Source organism: Flavobacterium sp. P3_A6 (assembly GCF_056403035.1).
Genome location: NZ_JBFUGG010000002.1, coordinates 89227 through 115819, shown reverse-complemented (window position 1 = coordinate 115819; position 26593 = coordinate 89227). Strand labels below are relative to the sequence as shown.

The following is a 26593-nucleotide window of genomic DNA, read 5'->3' as shown; positions in this document are numbered from 1 at the left end:
AAACAGCCTTTCAACCGATTTATTCTTAATAAAAACTTAAATTTATTTTAGGMTTAATTCTTATTTTTTTCAAAATCACTTTGTCTTTGAAATTCAAACACTTTTAAGTTCCATTTTCTCTCTTATAAACAAACTGCTTTATATCTTTAAAAAAAATCCATCAATTCTACTTTTCTGCTATTTTTGTAAAAGAACAAATTGAGAATATGAGAACATTAGTAGTAGGAGATATACATGGCGGTTTGAGAGCCTTGCATCAAATTCTGGAAAGAGCAAACGTAAGCACAGAAGACAAACTCATTTTTTTGGGGGATTATGTAGATGGCTGGAGTCAGTCCCCGCAGGTAATTGATTTTTTGATCGCATTGCAAAAAACTCATGATGTTGTTTGCATCCGCGGTAATCATGATGAGCTGTTAAGAGAATGGCTCCAAGACAATAAAGACAATGAGCAATGGCATCAGCATGGAGGAGAAGCTACCGTTTTGGCCTATGAAAGCGTAAATGAAGAAACCAAAAAAAAGCATGTGCAATTCTTAAAATCCCTAAAAGATTATTACCTAGATGACCAGAACAGAATGTTCATACATGCTGGTTTTACTAATATGAACGGTGTAAACTATGAATATTTTCCGAAGCTGTTTTATTGGGACAGAACTCTTTGGGAAACGGCTTTGGCATTAGATCCAAAAATAAAATCAGGTCATCCGCATTATCCAAAACGATTTACATTATATAACGAAATCTACATTGGCCATACCCCGGTTTCCCGTATTGGAGAAACAGTTCCTGTACAAAAGGCCAATATCTGGAATATTGACACTAGCGCTGCTTTCAAAGGACCGCTAACAATACTGGATGTCGATACGAAAGAGTTTTGGCAAAGCGAACTTTTACCTAGTTTATATCCTACAGAAAAAGGGCGAAATAGAATCTAAACACTATATTTGCAAAAAATTAATTATTTATATTTTCAACAAATGAAAAAAATTATTACAGTTTTATTTTTAGTTTCTTTTTGCATTTCAAATGCACAACAGGCCTTTAAAGGTAAAGGTGATGCAAAAATTAATATTGGAGCCAATATACAAGACGGCGGTTCTGGAATTCAAGGATCTGCTGATTTTGGTCTTGGTGAAAATTTCTCTTATGGATTTGTCGCTACTTATTTATTAGGAGTAGATAAGTTTTCAGGTATTTATGGCGACAACACTTTTGCTAATGAAAAACCAAATTTTGAAGATCGTTTTGATGCAAAATTTAGAGTTAATGCTAATTTAAGCAGTGTAATTGGTGTAGACCAATTAGATATCTATCCAGGTTTGAGCTTAGGATTACGCAATTTTGGCGGTCATCTTGGCGGCCGTTACTTTTTTACGGAAGGTTTTGGTGTTTTTACTGAACTTGGCTTTCCAATTGCAAAATACAACGATGAAAAAGAAGTATTCGATCATTTAAACAATCAAGTTACCTTTAGTATAGGTGCTTCGTTTAATTTAGATTAAACTTTAAATCCCAAATTAAAAGTGGCTTGTTAACTAAAACAAGCCACTTTTTTATGCCTTAAAATTATCTACAAATCAAATTTTATTCCTTGTGCCAAAGGCAAACTTGTGGTATAATTGATGGTATTGGTTTGACGACGCATGTAGACTTTCCATGCATCAGAACCAGATTCTCTACCTCCGCCAGTTTCTTTTTCTCCTCCAAAAGCTCCTCCGATTTCGGCTCCGGAAGTTCCGATATTAACATTGGCAATTCCGCAATCTGATCCTACTACGGACAAGAAATGTTCTGCTTCACGCAAATTATTTGTCATAATTGCAGACGATAATCCCTGAGCAACTCCGTTTTGAACATCGATTGCATTCTCAACAGTTCCAGAATATTTGATCAAATATAAAACTGGTGCAAAAGTTTCGTGCTGTACAATTTCGAATGAATTTTGCGCTTCGGCAATAGCAGGTTTTACATAACAGCCGCTTTCGTAACCTTCTCCAGAAAGTACTCCTCCTTCAACAAGAATTTTTCCTCCTTCGGCAACTACTTTGGTTAAAGCCTGATTATACATTTCAACCGCTTGTTTATCAATTAATGGTCCAACATGATTTTTTTCGTCCAATGGATTTCCAATTCTCAATTGTCCGTAAGCAGATACAACGGCATCTTTCACTTTATCATAAATACTTTCGTGAATAATTAAACGACGGGTAGAAGTACATCTTTGTCCTGCAGTTCCTACCGCTCCAAAAACAGCTCCGATAACTGTCATTTTAATATCGGCCTCTGGCGTTACAATAATCGCATTGTTTCCGCCTAATTCTAATAATGATTTACCTAAACGGCCGGCAACGGTTTGCGCTACAATTTTACCCATACGAGTAGAACCTGTCGCCGAAACTAAAGGTACGCGCTTATCGGCAGTCATTAATTGACCAATTGTATAATCTCCGTTAATCAAACAGGAAATTCCTTCTGGAAGATTGTTTTCTCTGATTACCTCAGCAATAATATTTTGACAGGCAATCCCGCATAATGGAGTTTTCTCTGATGGTTTCCAAACGCATACATCTCCGCAAATCCAAGCCAATGCAGTATTCCAAGCCCAAACAGCGACTGGAAAATTGAAAGCAGAAATAATTCCCACAATTCCCAATGAGTGGTATTGCTCATACATTCTATGTCCCGGACGTTCGGAGTGCATCGTCAATCCGTGCAATTGACGTGACAATCCTACTGCAAAGTCACAGATATCAATCATTTCCTGAACCTCTCCATAACCTTCCTGCAATGATTTTCCCATTTCATAAGAAACCAATTTACCTAAAGCTTCTTTATTTTGACGCAGTTTCTCTCCAAACTGACGCACAATTTCTCCACGTTGTGGTGCTGGCATCAATCGGAATGTTTTGAAAGCTTCAGTTGCAGTCTGCATTACTTTTTCGTAATCAGCCGATGTACTCATTTTTACAGAAGCAATTAATTTGCCGTCTACTGGCGAAAAACTTTCCAGGATTGCTCCGTTTGAAAAATGATTAATTCCTGTCGAAGTTCCTTCGTTTATGGCTTTAACTCCCAATTGCGCTAATGCCTCTTTCATCCCAAATTGATCTGCTATTGTTGTCATTGTAACTTTTTTAGTTAAAATTGTTGTATTTTTGCGTAAAGATATTATTTTAAGGGAAACTTTTATAATTATTGATGTGATAAAATCTAATTTGATCGAGACTAGTTTAACTCAGGACGTTCAACCAAGCTCTTAATTTAGGAAAGACATTCAGATTGAATTCTTCTTTACCCAAAATAATACAATAGCAAAATTATAGCTTTCTGATATGGTGTTATCAATTTTCACATAAAATTGCATACATTAAAAAAAGAAGGGAGTAATTTTATAGCTGAAATTAATTCATAATCCTATTTTAACATGAAATCTATCTCACTATATTTTATTGGTTTATTTTTGATTTTTTCACCATTGCTCGCTCAGAAAAAAGTTTTTGAGGTAGTTCCATTGGGAGTTAAAGGAGGTGTTGACGAAACCAATCTTTCAGCCTATTTAGTTGCTCCTAAACATACTAATAATTTCATCTGCCTCGACGCCGGTACTATAAATGCTGGGATTGAAAAAGCAATTGAAAATAATGTATTCACGGTTTCATCTGATGAAGTTTTACGAAAATATATCAAAGGATATCTTATTTCTCATGCTCATCTCGATCATATTTCGGGCTTAATCATCAACTCTCCTGCTGATTCTTCCAAAACGGTTTATGCCACCAAAAAATGCATGGAAACTATTGAAAACCATTATTTTAATGGTGAGGCTTGGGCTAATTTTGGTGATGAAGGTTCCGGTTTTCAGATAAAAAAATATCATTTTCAAACGCTTCCTCCTGGAGAAGAAACACCATTAACCAATACCGAAATGACTGTAAAAGCATTTCCTTTAAGTCATGGGAATCCCGTTGAAAGCACTGCTTTTTTAATCAAAAACGAAGAAAATTATGTTCTATATTTAGGCGATACCGGTCCTGATGAAATTGAAAAAAGCAATAATCTGCGAATATTATGGCAAGCTGTTGCTCCTTTGATTAAAGAAAAACAGCTAAGAGGTATTTTTATAGAGGTTTCGTTCCCAAATGAACAGCCTGATAATGCTTTGTATGGGCATTTGACTCCGGATCATTTAATGAAAGAACTCAGTAAATTAGAAGAATTCGCTGGAAAAGGAAGCTTACAGGATTTTAAAATTATCATTACTCACAGAAAACCGCCAACAAAAAACATTCAAAAAATTAAAGAGCAATTGAAAAAAGATAACGCTTTAGGTGTAGACTTTATATTTCCAGAACAGGGGAAAAAATTTGAATTGTAGTTTTTTAATCAAATATTCTTTGAAAACCTTGCGGTTAGAAGCAACAATCATTTTTTCTCTTTTATCAAATAAATATAAACTGGGAAATGGTCGCTAAAACCAATTTCGGTGAGTGAATGCCGTAATGGATATCCTTTGTATTTCMCATTTTTTTGGATTAAAAATGGTTTGTTATAAATTCCGGCTTTCCAATATTGGAACATGCTGTAATCCTTTTGCAACAGCGAACCCGAAACCATAACTTGGTCAAAAATATCCCAAGAATCCCGAAAAGCAATCGTTCCCAATCCTTTATTGGCCATTTCCTCAAACGGGTTGTAAATACCAAATGACTGAACTTCCTGTATTTTGCCTTTGGCACCAAGCGCTTTTTTTACACTATTATTAAAAGGGCTATCGTTTAAATCTCCCATGGTGATTACTTTGGCATTGGGGTTAATGCGTTGTAAAGAATCAATAATTTTTCTATTCAGCGCTCCCGCGGCTTCCCGATATGGGCTCGATTTCTTTTCACCTCCAGATCGTGACGGCCAGTGATTGACAATAATATGAATCTCTTCACCATTCAAAAAACCGGTTACCAGCAATTGGTCTCTGGTATAAACACGATAATTTTTGGTATTGACTTGGATAATATCTTCGGATTCTAAATTTTCTGCAGCATCCTCTTTTGGTGTTTCTTTAATTGGCTGTATTCCTTTATAGACATACAGTGGAATATTGACATAACTCGTGGGCTGAAATTGTTTCTTTTGATACAATAAGGCCACATCAATTCCTCTTTTGTCGGGGGAATCAAAATGAATAATACCGTAATCTTTGTCAATCAATTTGGGCTGTTTAACTAAATCTTCAAGCACAGTTTGATTTTCAATTTCGGCACCGCCAATAAATGTCGGGGAATTGGGATTTTCACCAGTACCAATTTCGGATAAAACCCGTGCTAAATTTTCCAGTTTTTGACGGTATTTTTTAGTGTTCCAATGTTGGTCTCCCATTGGCGTCCATTCCTCGTCATTGGTAATCGGATCATTAATGGTATCAAAAAGATTTTCAAAATTGTAAAAAGCCACAGTATGAATCGAAAAAGCCTTCGTTTGTGCATTTCCTTTGGCAATTAAAAAGAACAGAATCAGATAAAAACAAATCTTTTGGGGCATTATTACTTTTTCTTAAAAGGGTTCGGTTTTGTAAATATAGTAATTTGATTACAATTATTTGTTGTCTTCAAGAAATGTATATCTTTGCTTACATCCTATAATCATTCATTTTTCAAAAAGTACAGCATGAATACCAATCCATTTTCTTTAATTCAAAAACAAGGGATTTTGTATCCAATGCTATTGCTTATTTTTGTTTTACAATCTATAAACAGTCAAGCTCAAACTACTATGATCACACCACCTTATTTACAAAAAGGAGATACCGTTGCCATTGTGGCAACCGCCCGAAAAAATGTTGATGAAAACCTAAAACCCACTATAGACTTATTACATTCCTGGGGTTTGGAAGTCATTATCGGAAATACCATCGGATTGGACCTAAACCAATTGGCGGGAACCGATGAACAGCGCGCCACCGATTTTCAGCAACAGATGGACAACCCGAATATCAAGGCAATTTGGTGTGTACGAGGCGGATATGGTACAGTTCGAATGATTGATTTATTGGATTTTACCAAATTCAAACAGCACCCAAAATGGATTGTTGGTTTTAGCGATGTTACGGTTTTGCACAATCATCTCAATACAATGGGCTACAAATCAATTCATGGAACTATGCCGGTAAGTGTCGAAAGAACAGCTCCAGAGTCCATAGAAACTTTGAAAACAGCCTTGTTTGGACAAAAATTATCATATCAAATTGATCCGTTCCCGATGAACCGTTTCGGGAAAGCCACTGGCGAATTGGTGGGTGGAAACCTTTCTATTTTATACAGTCTATTAGGGTCTAAATCAGCGATTGACTGTACTGATAAAATTTTGTTCATTGAAGATCTGGATGAATATCTCTATCACATTGACCGAATGATGATGAACCTGAAACGTAACGGCTGTCTCGAAAGCATCAAAGGAATTATTGTTGGGGGCATGACCAAAATGAAAGACAATGATATTCCGTGGGGAAAAAATGCCAATGAAATTGTTCAGGATGTAACCAAAAAATACAACATTCCGATACTTTATAATTTTCCTGCTGGACACGTTCACGATAATAGAGCCTTGATTATGGGAAATATCGTGACTATGGATGTGAATGAAAAATGCAATACGGTGGTTTTTGAATAAAAAAAATAGAAAATAGATTGTATTTCATAAACTCAGATATTAAATCTATTTTCTATGTTCTCTTCTCTAATCTCTAATTTCTAACTTCAAAATGGCTGCACACAACGAACTGGGAAAACTGGGAGAAGATCTTGCAGTGGATTACCTTAAAAAAAACGGATACACTATTCTGAACACCAATTGGACCTTTCAAAAAGCAGAAATTGACATTATTGCCAAAATTGAAAACACACTCGCCATTGTAGAAGTAAAAACCCGTTCGTCTCTAGAATTCGGTTTGCCTCAAGATTTTGTGAAACCAAAAAAAATTCAGCTCTTGGTGAAAGCTGTAAATGCATACGTAACCGAAAGAGATTTGGATGTAAGTGTCCGTTTTGACATTATTGCCATTACTGCGTCTGTTCGCTCTTCGGTCTCGGACCACAAAGAAGGGAAATCCTTTGCAATTGAGCACCTTATAGATGCTTTTTTTTATTTTTAAAAAAATTTAACAATGTTATATTTGTAACAAATTGTTTTTTACTTATATTTGTCGAAAATTTAGATCCAAAAACTAAGTATTAACTACGTACAAACCACAATACATTATGAAAACAGTTTCCTCAATCGTTGAAAATTACATTAAAACAAAACCATTTTTATTGAATGCTTTATCATTGGGCATCATCAACCTGACTTCTTTGTCAAGAAATATTATGACCGAATTAGAAAGTGAATTTGGTAAAGAAGTAAAACAGGGTGCTGTAGTAATGGCTTTAAAACGTCTTACTGAAGAACTAGACTTTCGATTGAATCACAAAATCAATAAAGTAATAAAAAACATAGGCGAAATCACAGTTCGATCAGCTTTAACTGATTATACCTATGTGGTTTCGGATACTGTTTTGAATAAACAAGCTGATTTAATCAGCGATATTAATTCATTGCCCGAAATTTTTTATACCTCATCCAAAGGGGTAAACGAAACTAATATTGTGGTGAGCAATAGTGTGAACCACTTAGTAGAAAAGCATTTTGCTTCCGAAAAATTGATTCAAAAACTGGAAAACCTAGCTTCTATCACTGTTAAATTACCAAAAGAAAATATTGTTGTTCCTGGCATTTATTATTTCATTTTCCAGCGTTTGGCTTGGGAAGGCATCATCATCAATGAAGTAATTTCAACCTCTAATGAATTTACAATAATGGTGAGTGAAAATGAAGTAGATGTTGCCTTCAAGGTGATTAAAGATTTGAAAAATTAAAAAAAATATTTTTTATAATGAAAAACGAGGCTTACGGCTTCGTTTTTTTTTTACAAAAAATCTGCGTTCCCGTTTTTTACACAGATTTACGCAGATTTTATAAAATCAGAATAAATGAAATAATTATTTTTTAAATTAATTTATACTCAGAAATGGTAGAACATCCGTTAATACTTAAATTTACACTTTTATCACAAAAAACTTCGTGACGTCAATGTGACTTGTGAGTATTATTCATAAATACAATCGCTATGTTAGCCCCTTCATATCAAAAGTTAAAAGATATTTTGTCGACATCCATTGATTCTAAAAGAATCTTGGATAATCCATTGCAGACACTTGCTTATGGAACCGATGCCAGTTTTTACAGACTTATTCCCAAAATTGTAATTCTGGCGCATAACGAAGCCGAAGTAACCGAAATTATAAAACAAGCCAAATTACTAGATATTGCGCTGACTTTTCGTGCTGCAGGAACCAGTTTATCGGGTCAGGCCATTACCGATTCGGTTTTGGTTGTCGCCACACACGGCTGGAAAAATTTTGAACTTTTGGAAAACAATCAAAAAATCAAATTGGAACCCGGAATTGTAGGTGCACGAGCCAATACTTTTTTGGCTCCTCACGGATTAAAAATTGGACCAGATCCAGCATCGATCGGAGCGGCGATGATAGGCGGAATTGTTGCCAATAACGCCAGCGGCATGTGTTGCGGAACGGCTCAAAACTCGTATCAGACCATAGCCGACATTAGGATTGTATTGAATGATGGAACTGTTCTTGACACCGCAAATGAGGAGAGCGTTACCGCTTTCAAACAAAATCAGACCGCTTTAATTCAGGAAATAGAAAACCTTAGAGATACCATCAAAAATGATTATGCCTTATTTCATTTCATCAAAAACAAGTTCAAAATAAAAAATACCACAGGTTATAGCATCAATGCTTTTGTCGATTATCAGGATCCGATTGAAATTATCAAACATTTGATGGTTGGTTCAGAAGGAACTTTGGCTTTTATTTCGAATGTGACTTTCAAAACGGTTGTTGATGAAAAACACAAATCCTGTTCCTTGCTTATTTTCAGCACGATTCAGGATGCCTGCAATGCAACAATTCTATTGAAATCCAGTCCAGTAGCTGCAGTAGAATTATTGGACAGAGAATCCATTCGTTCGGTAGAAAATGATCCAGATGCACCAACTTATTTCAAAACATTACCCGAATCAGCTTGTGCTTTATTGGTCGAATGCCGGGATAATGATTTGGCTATTTTAAAACAAAAACAAGAGCAAATTCGATTTCAAATCCAATCTATTCCAACCTATTCGGATTATGAATTTACGAGTGATCCTAAACAATATTATTTCAACTGGAAAGCCCGAAAAGGCTTGTTGCCAACTGTTGGCGGACTGCGAAAAAATGGAACATCTGTTATTATTGAAGATGTTGCTTTTCCTTTGCCTCAACTCGCCGATGCCTGCATTGCATTAAAAAATTTATTCAAAAAATATGAATATCATGATGCCGTTTTATTTGGCCATGCTTTAGAAGGCAACCTTCATTTTGTGTTTTCTCAGGACTTTTCGAACCAAGCCGAAATTGACCGTTATGAAAAACTAATGTCGGAATTAGCCGTTTTGGTCGTGGACCGTTTCAACGGTTCGTTGAAAGCCGAACACGGAACTGGCCGTAATATGGCTCCATTTGTCGAAAAAGAATGGGGTTCTGCAGCCTACAAAATTATGAAGCGCATCAAAAATATTTTTGATCCCAACAATAAAATTAATCCAGATGTTTTAATCAATCCGGATCCCAAAGCGCATCTCAAAAATCTAAAACCAATGCCCGAATCCCACGCCATTGTTGACAAATGTATGGAATGCGGATTTTGCGAGCCGCATTGCGTTTCCGAAGGTTTGACATTGTCGCCAAGACAGCGTATCGTGATTGCCAGAGAAATTAGCCGATTGGAAGAAACCAATGATAATCCGCAACGATTAGCCGATATTCGAAAAGATGTCACTTATCAGCTAGACGAAACCTGTGCGACCGATGGCCTTTGTGCTTTGGCCTGCCCAGTTCATATTGATACTGGAAAATTTGTAAAAGAATGGCGTGCCAACGAAATAAATGCAAGTGATAGAAAAACTGCCGCTTATATTGGTTCCCACATGGCTGAAACAACTGCAGTTTTGAGAATTGGATTAAAATCAGTATCCTTTTTCCATTCCCTATTTGGAACAAAAATTATGACCGTTTTATCCAACGGTTTCCATTTTATAAGCTTTGGAAAAGTTCCAAAATGGATTCCTGAAATGCCTAAAGGAGCCAACAAAATAAATACGAAAAATTAACCGCAAAAGCGCAAATTTTATAATAATGATTTTTTATAATTGAGTCCGAAAATTAAAAATCAATTTGCGCCCCGAGCAATAGCGAATAGGCGCAGCAATCTGCGGTTAAACTATTAATAATAAAGCAATGAATACAAACTCTGATTTAAAAGTCGTTTACTTTCCTTCCTGCATCAACCGAAGTATGGGTAAAAATAGTTTTCAAAGTGCAGACGATCTTCAATTAACCGAACTAACCCATAAATTATTGGTGCGTGCCGGCTTTACAATAATTTATCCCGAATCAATAAACAGTCATTGCTGTGGTATGCCTTTTTCAAGTAAAGGTTTTGCAGAAGCCAATCATACACAATCGGAAGCATTGGAAACAGCACTTATAAAAGCTTCTGAAAACGGGAAATATCCTGTTTTGTATGACATGAGTCCTTGTTTTTATCATTCGAAAGAAGAATTTTCAAAAGCCTTAAAAATAGTAGATCCCATAGAATTTATGCTGGATTATGTGATGCCAAATTTGACAGTAAAAAACAAAAAAGATACCGTAGCCGTTTTCCCGGTTTGCTCCGTTAAAAAAATTGGAAAAATGGAGCAGCTTCTTACTTTGTCTCAGCTCTGTGCCAATAACGTTACCCTTATTGACAGCAATTGCTGTGGTTTTGCTGGAGACAGAGGCTTCCTGATTCCGGAATTGAACGAACATGGATTGCGTGATTTAAAATCCCAAATTCCAGCCAATTGCAGTGAAGGCTTTTCCACCAGCCGAACCTGCGAAATTGGTTTAGAAAAAATGAGCGGTGTTGATTTTAAATCTGTTTTTTATCTGATTGAAGAAGTGACTAGATAGTTAAGCGATCTCTTTTCAAATCTAAAATTAACCAAATTTAGCTTCTTAAAACTAAACATTTTTTTATATTTTAGGCTTTAATAATAAACAGACCTGCTATAAAATAAATACTGCCCTATGGAAGAAAAATACATAATAAATCAAACAGAAAAAAGGATTGAACCCCTTGAAAAAAAATGCAGCTATTGCCGAAAAAAAGAAATGTCATTAATGGACAGCTGCTTCTTTCAAACGCTGTACCTTGAACAAAACAGGTCAAACTATGTTGTTTTCCGCAATGTAAAATTTAACAAAGTATCCATTGGAGTTCCCAGATGTGAAAACTGTAAATCAATACATGAAGAATCTGAGGCAAAAGCTAAAAAATATATTTTTATTGCCACTGGTATAATGCTTATTATGCCACTGCTGTTTTCATTTAGTTTAGATTCTTTCAAAGGTGGAATTATACCCGCTTTAATAGTTTTAATTGCTGGATTTTTAATAAAAAACTATATTGTTGAAAAAATAATCGTTAATACTGATATTCTTTCCGAAAAAGATGGAGCTGCATATAGCGTAATTGTTCAAGGTTTTCTTGAAGAAGGCTGGCAATATAAAAAACCAGAAGCTTAAAAAATGCTGTTATTTACTAAAAAACATTAAAACTAACCGTTGAGAAATCAGCGGTTTTTTTATGCTTTAAAAAATGCAACAAATTAATAAGCAACTAAATAGTTAAAATTACATCTATACTAATAAAACGTAGAAACCATGAAAAATAAAATTTATCTTATTGTATTATTATTGATCGGCGGTTTTGTTTCTTCTTGTGAATCGGATAATGCAGATCAAAATCAGTTTCAAAATAGTAACAAAGCCTTGTCTAATTTCAAAAAATCAACGAATAACTCCTATAAATACATAGTCACTGGTGTAACTTGGGTTGGTCCAGCTTGGGAAACTACTATAATTGTTTCTAACGGAAAAGTAATTCAAAGGCAGTTTAAATACGCTAATACCACAGGATTAAGAAATGATATTCCTAAAGAAGAATTGGAATGGACTGAAAATGGAAGTAAAATTGGCAGTCATAAAAATATAGCGGCAACTGCTCTAACATTGGACGAAATATATAATAAAGCCGAACAAGAATGGCTAATAAAAAGAGATAATGCCAAAATATACTTTGAAACCAAAAATAATAGGCTAATCTCAACCTGCGGATATGTTGAAAATAATTGTCAAGACGATTGTTTCATTGGAATACATATAAAAAGTATTGAACCATTATTAAACAAATAATAGTGTTCTAGCTTCTCTTACCAAAATAGCTTGGAAAAATGCTTTTGGAGGTGATTCAATCTGGAATCACATTACAAGCCTTGTCAGTATATGGTGTCAAAAAATTAATGTTATAAACTGGTAGGTTTACAAATAGTCTTATATAACCTTGTTTCTTATATTTGTAACGTAACATGATACAGATTAGTCTTTACTAAGGCTATTTGTAACACTCAGCATATTATTGTAAAGCCACAAAGACTGCTAAGATTTAATTCATATAACTTTTTGTTCAAATTAATTGTATGGTTGTTTAAATTTTTAATACTTCGAAACTATTTGTCTTTGTGTGCCTTTACAATATTCTTTTTACTCCAAAAAACAAAAAAAAGATTGATACCTAAAAAAACACCGCTCTGGCAATATAACTGCTGAAGAGTAAATACTCCGGTTGAGTTACATCTGTTGCAACAAAATAAAAACAAAAAAGAAGCTTCAAAAGCTTCTTTTTTGTTTACAGTTTACAGCGGATTTACAAATTCATTCCTCCCGAAACTTCGATACGCTGACCGTTCACCCATTTAGCATCATCAGTACACAAAAAGGCAATCACACTCCCAATATCATCTGGCAAGCCTACTCTTCCCAAAGCGGTTACCGAAGAAATAAATTGATTTAACTGTTCGTTGTCGCGAACAACTCCCCCGCCAAAATCAGTTTCTATAGCACCAGGCGCGACAATATTGACTCTGATTTTTCTTGCCCCCAATTCTTTTGCCTGGTATTTAGTCAATGTTTCCATCGCTCCTTTCATACTCGCATAAGCAGCATATCCCGGAAATGAAAAACGGGTCAGTCCCGATGAAACATTTACAATTCCTCCGCCATCGTTTATTAGCCCCAAAGATTTTTGAGTTAGAAAAAAGGGGCCTTTGAATTGAATATTAACCAAAGTGTCAAACTGATCTGCAGTAGTTGTCGAAAAACTCTCGTGAAGACCAATACCCGCATTGTTGATTAAAAAATCAATTTTATCGGTGCCAAAAGTGCTTTTTAAAGCCGTTGCCACATTTTGAAAGAACAAATCAAAACTGCTTACCTCCGCAACATTCAGCTGAATCGCTATTGCTTTTTGTCCCAGTTTTTCGATTTCATTTACAACATTATCAGCTTCTTCCTTTTTGCTATTATAAGTAAGTACAACGTCAAGACCCTTTTTGGCAAGATTCAAAGCCATATCTTTTCCTAATCCGCGGCTTCCTCCAGTAACTAATGCTATTTTATTCTTCTTAATTTCCATGTTTAGTTTTGTTTTAAATTGATAAAACAAAATTAGCACAAGTATAAGCCTCTGTAATTGCGAATATCAATCCAGAGTTTGCAAAATTCAAATCAGGTTATTTAAACTCGAAAAGCCATAGGAGTCAAAGCTGTTTGTTTTTTGAAAAAATTTGAAAAGTGTGCCAATTCCTCAAATCCCAAAGAATAAGCAATTTCCGAAATGTTCCAATCCGTTTCTTTCAATAGAATCTTAGCCTCTTGAATCAATCGGTCGCTGATTAACTCCGTAGTGGTTTTTCCCGTATTTTCCTTTAAAACTTTATTGAGATGATTAACATGAATGGCCAAACGAGCCGCAAAATCTTTGGCTGATTTCAATTCCAACCGTTGTCGCGGTGACTCAATCGGAAATTGTCTTTCGAGTAATTCTACAAATAAAGAAGAAACCCTAGCTGCCGAATTATGCTTAGAATATAAGGCGGTCACGGGCTGCAGTTTTTGTCCAAAATGAATCAGCTCCGCTACATAGTTACGAATCAAATCGTATTTATACACATAATCTGAATTAATTTCTTTATGTATCTTACTGAAAATTAAGTCAACTGCAACTGCATCCTCCTTTGTCAGCTGAAAAACAGGATAACCATCCGTTTGAAAAATAGGCAGTTTATCCAAGTCGATTCCGCTTTTGTCTTTAGTCAAAAACTCACTTGTGAAAACACAAAAATGTCCAGACTGCTGTATGTCCAGCGGAACATAATTATAAGGAATTTTGGGTGTAGCAAATAAAAGTGCGTTTTCTTCTATTTCAATTATGCGGTCAGCATATTCTACTCTGTTTTTTCCCCGAATCAAACTTATTTTATAATATGCCCTTCTGTCATAAGGCATAAAAGATTTTTCCTTCAGCCTTTCATAAAGTTCCTTGATACTGAAAACATTAAAATGTCCAATTTCTTTTTGAATATCCTTTGGCAATAATGCATTTGTTTCTGTACTGGAATCTCCAGAAATTTCCTGATAGAATTCTTCTATTGATTTTGATTTCATTAGAAATAAATTTGTAAAAATCAAATATACAAAATAAATTTATTAAACTTTCCACGGAGGATTCAATCGGTTTTCACCAGCAAAATACAAGATAATGGTATTGTTGTCTAAATCTTTCAAGCGGGCTTCGCGCCAAAGCCAAGGTTGATCCATAGGCCCATGCTCGAAGATAATTCCTTGCTGTTGCAAATCTGCTGCTTTTTTGTCTAAATCTTCACATTCAAAATACACCCAAACTCCTTCTCCATTTGACAATTCAGGAACAAGATGTATCGAAAAAGTACTTTGTCCATCGGGGCAAACCAATCGAACATAATTTGGCAAAGCCAAAACAATAGGCAATAAACCGAGTTGCTGATAAAATGCCAAAGCTTGTTCTACATTTCGGGAAGGTATAGTTACTTGATTGAGATTCATGGGGCAATAAATTAGAATATGAAAATAATCATTTTAGCTATCAGTGCATAGCTGCGTTTATTTTATATTAAAGAATTTTGCCGCGTTATTATAAAAGATATTGTCTTTTTGGGAATCACTTAAAAACGGTGCGTCTTCAACATTTTTTATAGACAAAGGAATGGCGTCTTCCCAAATCATTTGATCGGAACCATACATAATTCTAGTATCAAATCCAGAGTTTATCAATGATTTCAAATAACTGTAAAAATCTTCTTTTGGAACCAACCAGTCAATAGCCGATACATCCACATAAACCTGTGGATACACATACATTAATGCTTTTGTCTCCTCTAGAAATGGAAATCCCATATGCATCATTTGAATTTTAAGTTTCGGATGTTTTATTAATACAGGCTCTAGAAGCAGCGGTCTGCCTTCTTCAATCCTGAATTTTGGGCAACAGCCATAAGGTGTATTTGGTCCTGCGATTCCTGTATGTACAGCCACAGGAATTCCATATTTCTCGCAAATAGCCAAATAAGGTTCGTACTTTTTGTTAGTTAAATTTTCTCCTTCATATTGCAGTCCAAGCTCTCCAAAAACAGCAATTTTATTTTCTTCACACAGCTTTTTAAAAACAAGAGTATCGGGTAAACTATTATTTTGATGATCGGGATATTCCAAGGAACTAATAAATCGGGATGGGTCTTTTGTTATAAAATCTAAATTCCGTTTTAAACTTCCCGAGCAAATTGCTTTTACTACATTGTGCTTTATTAAAAACGCAACATTGCTCTTATAGATTGCATCATTAGTTTGTGCTTCTGGCCGTTTTCCGGTTATAGGATTTGGCGGAGGAGTTTCTCCATAATCCCCAGCAGAACGGGTATGAAAATGTACATCAATTATTTTTCTGTTTTGAGAAAGACTATTTTGAGTAAACAAAATTAGAATTGAAAATAAGGAGAGATACTTAGTCATTTTGATCATATTAGTTATTTGCAAATACTGCCAAAATTCAATCTAAGTATTTGAAATTCAAATATACAAAACAATTTTTAGATCTAGCTTCTTTAACTCCCTCCCAACATCTCCATCAATTCCAAAGCTCTTCTAGTCGATTTCACATTATCAAAAGTCAACAAAAGACGTAAACCGTTTGGAGTCTGTTTTTCTTTCATCACACAAATGTTGCTGTGCGTCTGCACAAACTGAATCACTTTGTGGAAACGTTTCGAATGGTAAAAATCAGATTGTTGGTCGGAGACAAAATAGCCAATCATCTTGCCTTTTTTCATCACCAATTTTTCGATACCCACGCGGGTCGCAATCCATTTGATGCGAATACTGTTCATTAAGGCAAGTGCTCTCGGTGGCATTGGACCAAAACGGTCAATCAATTTATTTTGAAAAACAACCAATTCTTCCTCGTTTTTCACGTCGGCCAATTCGTTGTATAAACTCAAACGCTCGGTGACATTATTGATATATTCGTCTGAAAACAACAACTCAAAATCGGTGTCGATCTGCAGGTCTTTTACATATTCCTTGGTTTCGATATTGTTCTCTTCGGGATACAAATCCTTGAATTCGTTTTCCTTCAATTCCTCGATGGCCTCGTTCATGATTTTTTGGTACGTATCAAAACCAATGTCGTTGATGAAACCGCTTTGCTCTCCTCCCAATAAATCTCCTGCACCGCGAATCTCAAGATCTTTCATTGCAATGTTCAAACCGCTTCCTAACTCGCTGAATTGCTCTAATGCCTGAATTCGCTTTCTGGCATCTTCGGTCATATGCGAATACGGCGGGCAGATGAAATAACAAAACGCTTTCTTATTGCTACGTCCTACTCGACCTCGCATTTGATGCAAATCAGAAAGTCCAAAATTATTAGCATTATTGATGAAAATCGTATTCGCATTCGGAACATCCAATCCGCTTTCAATAATAGTGGTGGCAACCAAAACATCAAATTCTCCGTTCATAAAAGCGAGCATCAATTCTTCTAGTTTGGAGCCGTCCATTTGACCGTGACCAATCCCAACTCGAGCATTTGGCACTAACCTCTGAATCATTCCCGCAAATTCCTTGATGTTTTCGATTCGGTTATTAATAAAGAAAACCTGCCCGTTACGCTGAATTTCATACGAAATTGCATCCCGAATCAGCTCTTCATTAAAACTGACTACATTCGTTTCAATAGGATATCTGTTTGGCGGAGGTGTTGTAATTACCGATAAATCACGTGCTGCCATCAACGAAAACTGCAAAGTTCTTGGGATTGGCGTTGCCGTCAATGTCAGGGTATCAACATTAGCAGCAATTGTCTTGAGTTTGTCTTTTACGTTAACGCCAAATTTCTGTTCCTCATCCACGATCAACAATCCAAGGTCTTTGAAAACCACATTTTTGTTAACCAATTGGTGCGTACCAATAACAATGTCGAGTTTCCCTTCGGCCAATTGTTTTAAAGTTTCTGCTTTTTGTTTGGTCGTTCTAAAACGGTTCAGATAACCAATAGAAACTGGCATATCTTTCAGTCTTTCGCTAAAAGTACGGTAATGCTGGTACGCCAAAATTGTCGTTGGAACTAGAATTGCCACTTGTTTTGAATTATCAACAGCCTTAAAAGCGGCACGAATCGCGACTTCAGTTTTACCAAAACCAACGTCACCGCAAACCAAACGATCCATAGGACGCTCGCTTTCCATATCGGCTTTAACTTCCTGGGTTGACTTAATTTGGTCTGGCGTGTCTTCATAAATAAACGAACTTTCCAACTCGTTTTGCAGATAACTGTCGGGAGCAAATTGAAATCCTCTCTCCAATCGGCGTTTGGCATACAACTGAATCAGATTGAATGCAATATGCTTGACTCTTGCTTTGGTTTTCTGTTTTAAAACCTTCCAAGCATTTGAGCCTAATTTATAAATTTTGGGTGGCGTTCCGTCTTTTCCGTTATATTTCGAAATCTTATGCAGCGAGTGAATGCTCACATACACGATATCATTATCTGCATAAACGAGCTTGATGGCTTCCTGTGTTTTACCTTCGACCTGTATTTTTTGCAGTCCGCCAAACTTCCCGATTCCATGATCGATATGCGTCACATAATCGCCTACGGACAAAGTCGTGAGTTCTTTTAAAGTTAAATTCTGCTTTTTTGAATAACCATCTTTTATGCTGAATTTATGATAACGCTCAAAAATCTGATGGTCAGTGTAACAGATAATTTGGTTTTCCTGATCGATGAAACCTTGGTACAATGGCAAAACAATCGTCTTGTATTGCTTGCGAATATTCTCGGAATTGGCTTCATCAAGGGACTCGAATATATCGTGAAAACGTTTCGTCTGCGCTTCATTCGAACAAAACAAATAATTTTGATACCCGTTAAAATGATTGTCACTCAAATTATTCAGCAATAAATCGAATTGCTTGTTGAACGAAGGTTGTGGCTGAATGTGAAATTCAAATTTCTTAGTCGTTTTAAAAATAGGTTTAGAATTGAACTCCACCACCGAAAAATCCAGTGCTCTTTTCACAAATGCTTTTTGGTTCAAGAACAATTGTTCTGGAGTGGCGTGTTTGATGTCTTTCGATAATTTTTCAAAAGCTTCTTCGGCTCTACCAAATTGTTTGTCCAATTCGTATAAAAGATTCTCTGTGTTTTGAAAAAACAAAACCGTCCTTTCAGCTATATAATCCAGAAAACTTTCCCGGTTTTCCTGAAAAACTTTATTCTCGACATTCGGGATAATGGTAATTTTTTTCTTTTGTTCCAATGACAATTGGGTTGCAACGTCAAAAGTCCTGATGCTTTCGACTTCATTACCAAAAAATTCTATTCGGTACGGATTGTCATTCGAAAACGAAAACACATCGACAATTCCTCCGCGAACAGAGAATTCGCCTGGTTCTGTAATGAAATCAACTCTTTTGAATTCGTATTCAAACAAAACTTCATTCAGGAAATCGATAGATATTTTATCTCCAACAGTGACTTTCAAAGTGTTTTTATCCAAATTTTGCCGGGTCACCACTTTTTCAAAAAGTGCTTCTGGATACGTTACAATTACGGCAGGTTTTTTTCGGGAATTGATTCTATTGAGTACTTCGGATCGAAGCAGAACATTGGCATTGTCGGTTTCTTCAATTTGGTACGGACGACGGAAAGAACCGGGATAAAACAACACATCCTGCTCGCCTATCATCTGTTCCAAATCGTTCAAATAATACGCAGCTTCTTCCTTATTATTCAAAACCACCAAAAATGGAAGTTCCGATTTCTTGAAAACCGACTGAATCACAAAGGAAGCCGCCGATCCCAACAAACCTTCCAAATGTATTTTTATTGGATTATTCCCCTGCAGACTAGCTACAATCTGAGCCGTTTTGGGAGAAGAATCATAAACCGAATATATAGAAGTGGCTTTACTCAAGGTTTTGCTCCGTTTGGATTTTTTTGATTCATTAAACTGCTAGGGCTAACCGGAATTATTGGATTTCCAGAAGGTATTGCTCTAGTAGTATCCATAATCATCTGTAAAAGTTCGGACTCACCTGTTTCCATTGGTATTTTGCTTTTCTCTACAATTTTGTCCATTTGCCTTTGTAAAGAAACCAGCTCAAGATTAATTTCTGCAACAAATTTTACTACTTTTTTCTCCGAAATATCGGTAAGGTTTATATACAAATCCAACATTCGGACTTGTGTAATCAAAGTAGCAATTCTGCTTCTTATCTGTGGCGTATCAAATTGTGTGGGGATATTTGTATTCAAAGCCATTACTTTCGTTGATAACGCTTTGGATTTCTTCTGGAAATCACCAATTGTTTTCTTAGGTTTTTTGGCCAATTCATCCATAAACTCACGCCATTGAGGCCATGTCTTTATAGAAGCCTCAGATGTTTCATTGATTGGTGTGTCAAAAAAAATCCAGCCTTTTTTTATAGTGGTAAAAATTAATTCTTTCTTTTTTGCATCTCGCAATTGATCGGCAAGACGCTTATCGCTACTGTCGTTACACGAAAGCTGCATTAAAATTACCAAAAAAAGCAACGCTAATTTATTGTTCATTTTCCAAATTATTTGAACCGCAAAGTTACAAAGTAAATTTACAATACCGAATTTCAGCATCAGAATAACAATCTGATACTAATTACTCTATTTGTCTGAATTTAATCAACCGGAAATAATCAATATTCGCTATTTTAAAAATAATTTTGTGATTTTTGTAACTTTATTTGCGAAATTGTGATATTTATCTAAATCGTTATCTTTGTAATTCAAAACCATCTGATATGAATCCAAAGATCTTAATAATAGGCGCTTGCGGTCAAATAGGCACCGAATTAACTCATCGGCTCCGCACCATCTATGGAACCGATAATGTAATTGCTTCTGACATTCGAAAACTGAATAACGATGTAGTCAATTCTGGTCCGTTTGAAGTAATCAATGCCTTAGATTTTAACCAAATTGAACATTTAGTCGAAATCCACCAAATTACCGATGTATACTTGATGGCAGCTTTACTATCGGCAACTGCCGAAAAAAACCCTGCTTTTGCTTGGGATCTGAATATGAATTCATTATTTCACGTTTTGAATTTGGCGAAAGCAAAAAAAATAAAAAAAATATTTTGGCCTTCCAGCATCGCCGTTTTTGGCCCTACAACTCCCAAAGAAAACACACCGCAATACACCATCATGGAACCTTCCACCGTATATGGCATCAGCAAACAGGCTGGCGAAAGATGGTGCGAATATTATCATAATCTTTTTGGAGTCGATGTTCGAAGCATCCGTTACCCTGGATTAATCAGCTGGACTACACTTCCCGGCGGCGGTACTACAGATTATGCCGTAGACATTTACCACAAAGCTTTAAGTGATGGGAAATATGAATGTTTCTTATCCTCCGAAACCAAAATGCCAATGATGTACATGGATGACGCCATTGCTGCCACGATCAACATCATGAAAGCGCCCATTGAACAAATTAAAATCCGCTCCTCCTATAATCTGGCCGCCATCAGTTTCACGCCAAGCGAAATTGCCTCCGAAATCAAAAAACACATTCCGCAGCTCGAAGTAACGTACGCACCCGACTTCCGTCAAAAAATTGCTGACAGTTGGCCTGCCAGCATTGACGACTCACGAGCCAGGGAAGACTGGGGCTGGAATCACCAATTTGATCTCGAAATGATGACCGCCGAAATGCTAAAAAATCTCGCCCCTCAATACAACACTGATTTACAATAAAATATACAGCTTTTGGGCGTGCCCTCGTTAAGTAAATGGGCTTCTTATAGTACCGTTTATCTGCCCATTTCCTTAACGAGGTCGGGCTATCCATGCTACTTCGGTAGCTTATTTCTATCCCTCACGCAGCTTCAGTACTTTCAAAATCACCATTAGTTTGCGTAGTCTCTGCTATCATTTGTTTATCGTATTAAAAAAACTTAAGCAAATTCTGAGTTTATTACAATTCCATAAATTAAACTATTCACAAATATCGTTTGAGTAATAATCTCCAATGATTTTTGCCAATTCAATAGGTGTTTTTATGTGTGTTTTAATTAAATTGCAAATAGAAACAAATTTAGAATGGTATGCCACAAAACAATCCTAAAATCAACGCCGAAAAAGCGCGTTTACAGCTAAGAACTGATAATAAAGGCTGGAAAAAATGGGGACCCTATTTGTCCGAAAGACAATGGGGAACCGTAAGGGAAGATTATTCTCAAAGCGGTTATGCCTGGGGAAGTACCACGCACGACATGGCTCGTTCCAAAGCATACCGCTGGGGAGAAGAAGGTATTGGAGGGATTTCAGACAATAAACAGCATATTTGTTTAGCTTTTGCCTTTTGGAACCATAAAGACCGCATCTTAAAAGAGCGTTTCTTCGGGCTAACCCCAGCCGAATCAAATCACGGAGAAGACGTAAAAGAAATTTATTATTACCTAGATTCGACCCCTACGCATTCGTATCAAAAAATGCTGTACAAATATCCCCATGCCGCTTTTCCATACGAAAAGCTAATAGAGGAAAGCAAAAAACGCAGCCGCCAAGAACCCGAATACGAATTGCTCGACACTGGCGTTTTTGACAAAGACGAATATTTTGACATCACCATAGAATATGCCAAAGCCGATGAACAGGACATACTGATCAAAGTAACGGTAGAGAACCGTTCCAAATTAATGGCACCTATTTCGGTATTGCCGACTATTTGGTTTAGAAACACCTGGAGCTGGGGATATGACAATTACAAACACAAACCTACTTTAACCGGAGTCGAAAAATCACATATCGAAGTACAGCATAGACTTGTGGGCAGCTTCAACCTGTATGCCGAAAATGCCAAAGACCTTTTATTTTGTGATAATAAAACCAATTTTGAAAAATTATATAAATCGCCGGATCAATCCGCTTATGCCAAAGACGGAATAAACGATTATATTATAAATCAAAAACGAGCTAGCATAAATCCAGATGCCATTGGTACCAAGGCATCGGTTCATTATGATGATTTCATTCCGCCACTTGGAAAAAAAGAATACCGCCTTCGCTTTACAAACGCTAGTCCGGATACTCCCTTTGAAGATTTTGATGCTATTTTTAAACAAAGAATCGAGGAAGCCGACGAATTTTATGATCAGGTTCAAAAAGGAGTAAAAGATGAAAAATTAAAATCCATTCAGCGGCAAGCCTATGCAGGAATGCTTTGGACAAAACAATGGTATTATTATAATGTTTTTGAATGGCTAAAAGGTGATCCCTCAACACCCAGACCTGATGCTAATCGAAAAGAAGGACGCAACAGTGCTTGGAAACACATGTACACATCCAACATTCTCTCAATGCCGGACAAGTGGGAGTATCCTTGGTTTGCGGCATGGGATCTGGCTTTTCACACCTTGCCTCTGGCACGATTAGATCCTGATTTTGCCAAAAGGCAATTATTGGTTATTCTGCGCGAATATTACATGCACCCCAACGGACAAATCCCAGCTTACGAATGGTCGTTCTCGGATGTTAACCCCCCTGTACATGCATGGGCTACTTGGAAAGTATATGAAATTGATAAAAAAGCCAACAATGGCGTTGGAGATACCGTTTTCTTAGAGCGCATTTTTCACAAACTGCTCCTCAACTTTACGTGGTGGGTAAATTTAAAAGATGAAAATGGCAATAACATCTTTGGAGGAGGATTCCTCGGGATGGATAATATTGGGGTATTTGACCGTTCTGCTGATTTGCCAACCGGAGGTCATCTCGAACAAGCCGATGGAACTGGATGGATGGCAATGTATTGCTTAAATATGTTGCGTATAGCCTGTGAAATATCTCTTAAAAACCCTGTTTATCAGGACATGGCCTCCAAATTCTTTGAGCACTTTCTTCAAATTTCAGGAGCGATGCAGGCTTTGGGAGAAAACAAAGTAAGTCTTTGGGACGAAGACGATCAGTTCTATTATGACATGCTCCATAAAGAGAATGACGATGCCGAATTACTAAAAATACGCTCGATGGTAGGATTAATCCCTTTATTTGCTGTCGAAGTATTAACCCCGGATTTACTGGAAAAACTGCCGGTATTTAAACGCCGTGTCGAATGGGTTTTAAAAAACCGTCCAGATTTGGCTAGTTTGGTATCCAGCTGGTACAATCCTGGAAAAGGAGAAACCCGTTTGCTCTCCACTCTTAGAGGGCATCGTATGAAAATGATCCTCAAGCGCATGTTTGATGAAAAGGAATTTTTATCGGATTTTGGTGTGCGTTCCCTATCCAAATACCATAAAGAGCATCCATATAAATTCAAACATGATGGTGGCATCATCCAGGTGGATTATACGCCAGCCGAAGCAACAGGAGATATGTTTGGCGGTAATTCCAATTGGAGAGGTCCAATCTGGTTTCCTATGAATTATTTGATTTTGGACTCACTGGAAAAATTCCACAGTTATTACGGCAAAGACTTTAAGGTAGAATTCCCAGCCGAATCTGGTAAATTAGTCAATTTACAGGAAGCCGCTCAGGGTGTTGCCAAACGATTATTAAGACTGTTTGTCCCGGATGCCAATAAAAAAATTCCGATGTATGGCGAATACAAAAAATTTCAGGAAGACCCTCTTTTTAATAAAAATCATTTATTTTTTGAGTATTTTGATGGAGACAATGGTAAAGGTTTAGGAGCCAATCATCAAACTGGGTGGACTGGGCTCATTGCCGAAATTATCAGGCATTTGCATGAGGAGACGGAATAGATAATTTTTTCGTGTCTTTGTAAATACGTTTAAAAAGACATACGATGTACCCTTGCTACAAAGAGAAATCTTATTGAAAACCTAAATTTCTAAGTTTACCTTAATGCTGCTATATCTGGGTGAGGGATAAAAGCTGGCTACCAAAGTAGCGCGGATAGCCCGACCCTGTTGAGCAAAGGGGCTGTATAAGCGATACTATTAGGTAAGCCCCTTTGCTTAACAGGGTCACCCCCGAATAATTTTTACCGAAAAAAGGCTCTTTTAAAACTTTACATTTTAAAAGAACCTTTTATATTTTAAACCAAGAATTTACTTCAGTTCGTAAATATTATTGCTTTGTTTGATATCGGCCATTAAACCGCTTGGGTCGATAGTGATTTTCTTGATAGCCGTTTTGGGTTTTGAAATGTTAAACTCAAAAGTAGGATATGCCCAGGCCCAATCGTTCAGAACAGTTCTCGTAATGGCAGGAGTTGGATTTTCTTTTTCGAAACTCATCATGCGCAATGGGATGTAGAAACTTTCTTTGGTTCCGTCTGCATACTCTACCAAGAGGTCAATAGGCATTGGCATTCTGCCTATTCTTTCTAGAATTACAGTAGTTTTATCTGCATTTTCTTTGACATCTTTGATTCCGTAATCGATGGTATTTAAAGTTTCTGTCCAATCCACCAAGTACCAATCGAGGTTAGCTCCCGAAACACGCTCGGCAGTTCTCTTGATATCATTTGGTGACGGGTGCTTGAATTTGAAATCCTGATAGTATTTTTTTACAGTTTTGTTCAAGTTTTCCTGCCCGATTACATAACCCAATTGTGCTAGAAAAAGACATCCTTTATAATAAGACGCACTGCTATAGGAACGGTTTTCATCAAAATGGTCTCCGTGTGTGGAAAGTGGTTCTTCCTTCCCCGATTCGACTAATTTATAATAAGCGGCAAAAACTCCCTTGAATGGGTTTTCTTCCTTTTTTTCTTTCAAATCATTCAGAGCCAAATATTCTATATAAGTAGTAAAACCTTCGTCCATCCAGGGATGTTTGGATTCATTTGATGCTAAAATATGCTGAAACCAAGAATGCCCCATCTCATGCGCACCGGTTTTTAAAATTCCTTCTGGAGTTCCGTTGCCTAACATCAGCGTACACATGGCATACTCCATTCCTCCATCCCCGCCTTGTATAAACGAATATTGCTTATATGGATAATCTCCAACAGTTTTATTATAAAAGTCCATTACTTTTACTAACTGAGGCTCTGCTTTTCTCCAGTTTTCGACTAATGATGGCGTGTTTTTGAAAAGGAAATGCAAATCGACATTATTGGGTCCCTTTACAATATCATGCTGATAATCTTTATCGGCAGCCCAGGCAAAATCATGAACCATTGGTGCCACAAAATGCCAAGTTAACGTTTTTGCTTTTTTAGGATATACTACAGTAACTCCAGTATCTTGATAGCCATGACCTATTTCGTTTGGATTTTGTAAATAACCGGTACATCCCAAAGCATAGTCTTTATCAATTGTAATGTTTACATCAAAATTTCCCCAAACCCCATGAAATTCTCTAGCAATATAAGGATCGGCATGCCAGCCCTCAAAGTCAAATTCGGCCATTTTTGGATACCATTGTGTCATCGACAATTCAATTCCCTCAGAATTATTTCGGCCTGAACGGCGAATCTGCACTGGCACCTGGCCGTCAAAATCCAGTGTAAAAACAGTTTTTGAATTTGGCAAAATTGGTTTAGCCAAAGTCACCTCAAGAATTGTGCTTACTTCTTTGGCAACTGCCGTAACGCCATCTTGTTTGAAATTTGAAATTTTTAAATAACCGATTTCATTTGGTTTTAAGTTTTTGATTCGGCTTTCTTTTACATCCTTGCCATCCGCTTTTATTTTAGTTACCATACGGGCATCAGGATCTTTGATGGTTTGAAGTCTTGCATCCATTTCGCTTCCAGGCTGAAAAGCATTATTATACAAATGATAATACACTTTTTTTAATGTATCGGAAGAGTTATTGGTATAAATCAGTTCTTGTTTCCCCTTGTACTGATAATTTTTGACATCCATTGTAACATCCATTTTGTAATCAGCATGCTGTTGCCAATAACCTTGCTTTTGGGCGAATAGATTTACGGAAAAGAATAAGAATAAAACGAGTTTGCGCATTGCATTAAAATGAAAAAATGGAAGAGTTTAAAA

At 36.5% G+C, this 26593-nt stretch carries 21 protein-coding genes; 12 read left to right on the top strand and 9 right to left on the bottom strand.

All coding sequences use genetic code 11. The features are described 5' to 3' along the window. Positions 1–206 precede the first annotated feature (206 nt). Entirely contained in the window at positions 207–938 is a 732-nt protein-coding gene (locus AC1DVP_RS02415) for a metallophosphoesterase family protein (protein WP_477181962.1), read from the top strand. A gap of 42 nt (positions 939–980) precedes the next feature. Further along, entirely contained in the window at positions 981–1505 is a 525-nt protein-coding gene (locus tag AC1DVP_RS02410) for a DUF6646 family protein (RefSeq protein WP_477181961.1), read from the top strand. A 68-nt stretch (positions 1506–1573) separates the two neighbouring features. On the opposite strand, the gene amaB is transcribed toward AC1DVP_RS02410, so the two are convergent. Beyond that, a complete protein-coding gene (gene amaB, locus AC1DVP_RS02405) occupies positions 1574–3127 on the bottom strand; it encodes an L-piperidine-6-carboxylate dehydrogenase (RefSeq protein WP_477181960.1) in 1554 nt (517 codons plus the stop codon). A gap of 300 nt (positions 3128–3427) precedes the next feature. Here amaB and AC1DVP_RS02400 point away from each other — a divergent pair, with 300 nt between their 5' ends. After that, entirely contained in the window at positions 3428–4378 is a 951-nt protein-coding gene (locus AC1DVP_RS02400; protein ID WP_477181959.1) for an MBL fold metallo-hydrolase, read from the top strand. 47 nt (positions 4379–4425) lie between these two features. Here the strand turns inward: AC1DVP_RS02400 and AC1DVP_RS02395 are convergent, their stop codons facing one another. Continuing rightward, positions 4426–5538, bottom strand: a complete 1113-nt coding sequence (locus tag AC1DVP_RS02395) for an endonuclease/exonuclease/phosphatase family protein (protein WP_477181958.1) — start codon at positions 5536–5538, stop codon at positions 4426–4428. Between the two features lie 231 nt (positions 5539–5769). Here AC1DVP_RS02395 and AC1DVP_RS02390 point away from each other — a divergent pair, with 231 nt between their 5' ends. From AC1DVP_RS02390 to AC1DVP_RS02360, 7 genes are all read left to right on the top strand, one after another. Then, positions 5770–6666 (top strand): S66 peptidase family protein, encoded by an 897-nt coding sequence (locus tag AC1DVP_RS02390; RefSeq protein ID WP_477182158.1) that lies wholly within the window; start codon positions 5770–5772, stop codon positions 6664–6666. Between the two features lie 91 nt (positions 6667–6757). Further along, positions 6758–7147, top strand: coding sequence for a YraN family protein (locus tag AC1DVP_RS02385; RefSeq protein WP_477181957.1), 390 nt, complete (start codon positions 6758–6760; stop codon positions 7145–7147). Positions 7148–7253: 106 nt separating this feature from the next. Continuing rightward, positions 7254–7910: an aspartate kinase gene (locus AC1DVP_RS02380; RefSeq protein ID WP_477181956.1), complete on the top strand. Its 657-nt coding sequence runs from the start codon at positions 7254–7256 to the stop codon at positions 7908–7910. Between the two features lie 251 nt (positions 7911–8161). After that, positions 8162–10267 (top strand): FAD-binding and (Fe-S)-binding domain-containing protein, encoded by a 2106-nt coding sequence (locus tag AC1DVP_RS02375; protein ID WP_477181955.1) that lies wholly within the window; start codon positions 8162–8164, stop codon positions 10265–10267. Positions 10268–10394: 127 nt separating this feature from the next. After that, complete coding sequence (locus AC1DVP_RS02370) at positions 10395–11111, top strand: heterodisulfide reductase-related iron-sulfur binding cluster (RefSeq protein WP_477181954.1); 717 nt, start codon at positions 10395–10397, stop codon at positions 11109–11111. A gap of 117 nt (positions 11112–11228) precedes the next feature. Further along, positions 11229–11726 (top strand): hypothetical protein, encoded by a 498-nt coding sequence (locus tag AC1DVP_RS02365; protein ID WP_477181953.1) that lies wholly within the window; start codon positions 11229–11231, stop codon positions 11724–11726. A gap of 138 nt (positions 11727–11864) precedes the next feature. Continuing rightward, positions 11865–12395: a hypothetical protein gene (locus tag AC1DVP_RS02360; protein WP_477181952.1), complete on the top strand. Its 531-nt coding sequence runs from the start codon at positions 11865–11867 to the stop codon at positions 12393–12395. A gap of 511 nt (positions 12396–12906) precedes the next feature. Here AC1DVP_RS02360 and AC1DVP_RS02355 read toward each other — a convergent pair. The 6 genes from AC1DVP_RS02355 to AC1DVP_RS02330 form a co-directional block, all read right to left on the bottom strand. Then, positions 12907–13674 (bottom strand): SDR family NAD(P)-dependent oxidoreductase, encoded by a 768-nt coding sequence (locus AC1DVP_RS02355; RefSeq protein ID WP_477181951.1) that lies wholly within the window; start codon positions 13672–13674, stop codon positions 12907–12909. A 101-nt stretch (positions 13675–13775) separates the two neighbouring features. Then, entirely contained in the window at positions 13776–14705 is a 930-nt protein-coding gene (locus AC1DVP_RS02350; RefSeq protein WP_477181950.1) for a helix-turn-helix domain-containing protein, read from the bottom strand. 42 nt (positions 14706–14747) lie between these two features. Next, positions 14748–15122: a VOC family protein gene (locus AC1DVP_RS02345; protein WP_477181949.1), complete on the bottom strand. Its 375-nt coding sequence runs from the start codon at positions 15120–15122 to the stop codon at positions 14748–14750. Between the two features lie 57 nt (positions 15123–15179). Beyond that, entirely contained in the window at positions 15180–16085 is a 906-nt protein-coding gene (locus AC1DVP_RS02340) for an amidohydrolase family protein (protein ID WP_477181948.1), read from the bottom strand. A 92-nt stretch (positions 16086–16177) separates the two neighbouring features. Next, positions 16178–19549 (bottom strand): transcription-repair coupling factor, encoded by a 3372-nt coding sequence (gene mfd / locus AC1DVP_RS02335; protein ID WP_477181947.1) that lies wholly within the window; start codon positions 19547–19549, stop codon positions 16178–16180. Beyond that, positions 19546–20187, bottom strand: a complete 642-nt coding sequence (locus tag AC1DVP_RS02330) for a hypothetical protein (protein WP_477181946.1) — start codon at positions 20185–20187, stop codon at positions 19546–19548. The genes mfd and AC1DVP_RS02330 overlap by 4 nt, the downstream gene beginning before the upstream one ends. A gap of 224 nt (positions 20188–20411) precedes the next feature. On the opposite strand from AC1DVP_RS02330, the gene AC1DVP_RS02325 reads away from it, so the two are divergent. Further along, a complete protein-coding gene (locus AC1DVP_RS02325) occupies positions 20412–21374 on the top strand; it encodes an L-threonine 3-dehydrogenase (RefSeq protein WP_477181945.1) in 963 nt (320 codons plus the stop codon). 350 nt (positions 21375–21724) lie between these two features. After that, positions 21725–24385, top strand: a complete 2661-nt coding sequence (locus tag AC1DVP_RS02320) for an MGH1-like glycoside hydrolase domain-containing protein (RefSeq protein ID WP_477181944.1) — start codon at positions 21725–21727, stop codon at positions 24383–24385. A gap of 309 nt (positions 24386–24694) precedes the next feature. On the opposite strand, the gene AC1DVP_RS02315 is transcribed toward AC1DVP_RS02320, so the two are convergent. Continuing rightward, on the bottom strand, positions 24695–26560 hold the full coding sequence (locus AC1DVP_RS02315; protein ID WP_477181943.1) for a M1 family metallopeptidase: 1866 nt from the start codon (positions 26558–26560) through the stop codon (positions 24695–24697). Positions 26561–26593: the final 33 nt, after the last annotated feature.

What these genes read in the sequence shown, in the direction of transcription:
- AC1DVP_RS02390 (WP_477182158.1), top strand. Translation starts at nt 5,770, where the DNA reads ATGATCACACCACCTTATTTACAAAAAGGAGATACCGTTGCCATTGTG.
- AC1DVP_RS02350 (WP_477181950.1), bottom strand. Translation starts at nt 14,705, where the DNA reads ATGAAATCAAAATCAATAGAAGAATTCTATCAGGAAATTTCTGGAGAT.
- AC1DVP_RS02320 (WP_477181944.1), top strand. Translation starts at nt 21,725, where the DNA reads ATGCCACAAAACAATCCTAAAATCAACGCCGAAAAAGCGCGTTTACAG.
- AC1DVP_RS02380 (WP_477181956.1), top strand. Translation starts at nt 7,254, where the DNA reads ATGAAAACAGTTTCCTCAATCGTTGAAAATTACATTAAAACAAAACCA.
- AC1DVP_RS02415 (WP_477181962.1), top strand. Translation starts at nt 207, where the DNA reads ATGAGAACATTAGTAGTAGGAGATATACATGGCGGTTTGAGAGCCTTG.
- AC1DVP_RS02400 (WP_477181959.1), top strand. Translation starts at nt 3,428, where the DNA reads ATGAAATCTATCTCACTATATTTTATTGGTTTATTTTTGATTTTTTCA.
- AC1DVP_RS02370 (WP_477181954.1), top strand. Translation starts at nt 10,395, where the DNA reads ATGAATACAAACTCTGATTTAAAAGTCGTTTACTTTCCTTCCTGCATC.
- AC1DVP_RS02345 (WP_477181949.1), bottom strand. Translation starts at nt 15,122, where the DNA reads ATGAATCTCAATCAAGTAACTATACCTTCCCGAAATGTAGAACAAGCT.
- AC1DVP_RS02340 (WP_477181948.1), bottom strand. Translation starts at nt 16,085, where the DNA reads ATGACTAAGTATCTCTCCTTATTTTCAATTCTAATTTTGTTTACTCAA.
- AC1DVP_RS02385 (WP_477181957.1), top strand. Translation starts at nt 6,758, where the DNA reads ATGGCTGCACACAACGAACTGGGAAAACTGGGAGAAGATCTTGCAGTG.
- AC1DVP_RS02365 (WP_477181953.1), top strand. Translation starts at nt 11,229, where the DNA reads ATGGAAGAAAAATACATAATAAATCAAACAGAAAAAAGGATTGAACCC.
- AC1DVP_RS02355 (WP_477181951.1), bottom strand. Translation starts at nt 13,674, where the DNA reads ATGGAAATTAAGAAGAATAAAATAGCATTAGTTACTGGAGGAAGCCGC.
- AC1DVP_RS02330 (WP_477181946.1), bottom strand. Translation starts at nt 20,187, where the DNA reads ATGAACAATAAATTAGCGTTGCTTTTTTTGGTAATTTTAATGCAGCTT.
- AC1DVP_RS02410 (WP_477181961.1), top strand. Translation starts at nt 981, where the DNA reads ATGAAAAAAATTATTACAGTTTTATTTTTAGTTTCTTTTTGCATTTCA.
- AC1DVP_RS02325 (WP_477181945.1), top strand. Translation starts at nt 20,412, where the DNA reads ATGAATCCAAAGATCTTAATAATAGGCGCTTGCGGTCAAATAGGCACC.
- AC1DVP_RS02315 (WP_477181943.1), bottom strand. Translation starts at nt 26,560, where the DNA reads ATGCGCAAACTCGTTTTATTCTTATTCTTTTCCGTAAATCTATTCGCC.
- amaB (WP_477181960.1), bottom strand. Translation starts at nt 3,127, where the DNA reads ATGACAACAATAGCAGATCAATTTGGGATGAAAGAGGCATTAGCGCAA.
- AC1DVP_RS02360 (WP_477181952.1), top strand. Translation starts at nt 11,865, where the DNA reads ATGAAAAATAAAATTTATCTTATTGTATTATTATTGATCGGCGGTTTT.
- AC1DVP_RS02375 (WP_477181955.1), top strand. Translation starts at nt 8,162, where the DNA reads ATGTTAGCCCCTTCATATCAAAAGTTAAAAGATATTTTGTCGACATCC.